Annotated in this window: 2 protein-coding genes; both read right to left on the reverse strand. The window is 69.6% G+C overall.

All coding sequences use genetic code 11. From position 1 onward, the window contains the following. A partial coding sequence (gene xylB / locus FKP22_RS28005; protein ID WP_141291322.1) for a xylulokinase occupies window positions 1–1,179 on the reverse strand: 1,179 nt, incomplete at its 3' end. A gap of 5 nt (window positions 1,180–1,184) precedes the next feature. Further along, a complete protein-coding gene (locus FKP22_RS28010) occupies window positions 1,185–2,132 on the reverse strand; it encodes an AraC family transcriptional regulator (RefSeq protein ID WP_141291324.1) in 948 nt (315 codons plus the stop codon). Window positions 2,133–2,178: the final 46 nt, after the last annotated feature.

Consider the following 2,178-nt stretch of genomic DNA (forward strand, 5'->3'; position numbering starts at 1 on the left):
ACCCACTTCGGTGCCGGCTGCGGCCAGCGCGCGCCAGCCGTCGCGCAGGCCAAAGGCCACGCCTTCCATCACCGCGTGGGCGATGTGGGCCGGGCCGTGTTCATGCGTCAGGCCGGTCAGCGAGCCGCTGGCGTGCGGGTTGTTGTGCGGCGTACGTTCGCCTGACAAGTAAGGCAGGAACAATGGCGCGGCGGCCTTCTCGGCTTCGCTCAAGGTGGCGGCCTGGGCCAGCAGCGTGGCCACGTCGGGCTGCCCGGTGAGCTTGGCGGCCCAGGCCAGGCAGCTTGCGGCAGACAGCATCACGCTCATCTGGTGCCAGCGGCCCGGCAGCGCGTGGCAGAAGGCGTGCACAGCGGAAGACGGGTTGGGCCGGAAGCGGTCATTGCAGACGAACAGCACACCCGAGGTGCCCAGCGACAGGAAGCCCTGCCCTGGCTTGACCGCGCCAATGCCGACCGCGCTGGCCGCGTTGTCGCCACCACCACCGGCCACCAGCACGTCCGCCGGCAGGCCCCAGCGCTGCGCCAGCGAAAGCCTCAGCCGGCCGCTGACTTCGCTTCCTTCCACCAACCGCGGCATGTGGCTGCGGCTCAGTCCACAGGCAGCCAGCAGCTCGTCCGACCAATCCCGCCGCGCCACGTCCAGCCACAGCGTGCCGGCCGCGTCGGACATGTCGCTGACCTTGTCGCCGGTGAGCTGCAGCCGCAGCCAGTCCTTGGGCAACAGCACGCTGGCAATGCGCTCGAACAACGCCGGCTCGTGGCGCGAGAGCCAGACCAGCTTGGGCGCCGTGAAGCCCGGCATCGCCAGGTTGCCGGCGATGGCCGGCAGCTGCGGCTGCGTCTGCATCAGCCATTCGCATTCGGCGCCGCTGCGGCCGTCGTTCCACAGGATGGCCGGGCGCAGCACCATGTCGTTGGCGTCCAGCACCACCGCGCCGTGCATCTGGCCGGACAGGCCGGTGGCGCGCACCTCTGCCATTGCGGCGGGGTGGGTGGCGGCCAGGCGCTGCATCGCGGCGTCGGCCGCGGTCCACCACTGCAGCGGATGTTGTTCGCTCCAGCGTGGCTGCGGGCGCGAGAGCGTCAGGGCTTCGCCGGTGGTGGCGACGATGCGCTGCCGCATGTCGAGCAGCAGCAGCTTGATCTCGGAGGTGCCGAGGTCGATGCCAAGGTACATGGGGTTCAGTTCCTTCGGCCGTCGGGCAGCAGGCCGAAGCGCTGGCCGGACTGGCGGCGGAATTCGGTGGGCGTCATGCCCTTGATGTCCAGGAAACGGCGGTTGAAGTTGGCGACGTTGTTGAAGCCAACCTCGAAGCAGATGTGCGTGACCAGCCGGTCCGAGTCCATCAGCAGCTGGCAGGCGCGGTTCACGCGGATGCGGTTGACGAAGTCGGTGAAGGTGTTGCCGGTGGCGCGGCGGAAGAAGCGCGAGAAGCGACTCTCGCTCATGCCGAGTTCGCCGGCGAGTTCGCTGGCCGACAGCGGCTGGGCCACGTTGTCGGTGATGCGGCTGACGATGGCGTTGATCTGATCCAGCTGGGTGTCGTCGTCGGCGCTCTGCATCTGCACGCTGGAGAGCAGCCGGTAGTCGGTGCAGTGCGCCAGCTCGCCGAGGAATTCGGCAAAGGCCGCGAAGCGCAGCAGCCCGTGCGTGGCCTTCACACGCTCCCAGTGCGCACGCGCCTGCTCGGCCAGGCCGAAGAACTCGATGCCGCGGCGCGCCCGCTCCAGCAGCGGCAGCGCTTCGGCCAGCTCGGGAATGTGCTCGGCCGCGGCGGCAATCGGCGCGTGGGGAAACTGGATCACCAGGTCGCGCTGCGCAAAGCCGCCTTCGGGCAGGTCCATCGAGATCCAGTTGTGTGGCAGCCGCGGGCCGCACAGCACCAGGTGGCCGGGCTGGAACGGCCCGATCCAGTCGCCCACGAAGGCCTTGCCCGAGCTGGCGACGATCAGGTGCAGTTCGTACTCGTCGTGGTGGTGCCAGCGCGCCAGCGGCGTCGGAAAGCCGTGCGACAGGCAGCGGATGAAGCCCACGTCCTCCGGCGCCTCGTAGCCCAGCGCCGGGCTGCGGGCATAGTCATGCTCCAGCTCGGGCTGGCGCTGGCGGGGGAGTTGCGGCGGATGCTGCATCAGCGGGCTGTGACGGGCGAGTGCGAAGCAACGAAGCTTGCCACGC

Source organism: Ideonella azotifigens (genome assembly GCF_006519715.1).
GTDB classification, from domain to species: Bacteria; Pseudomonadota; Gammaproteobacteria; order Burkholderiales; family Burkholderiaceae_C; genus Ideonella; species Ideonella azotifigens.

Excerpts from the sequence above, each read along its gene's own strand:
- FKP22_RS28010 (WP_141291324.1), bottom strand. The coding sequence starts at position 2,132 with ATGCAGCATCCGCCGCAACTCCCCCGCCAGCGCCAGCCCGAGCTGGAG.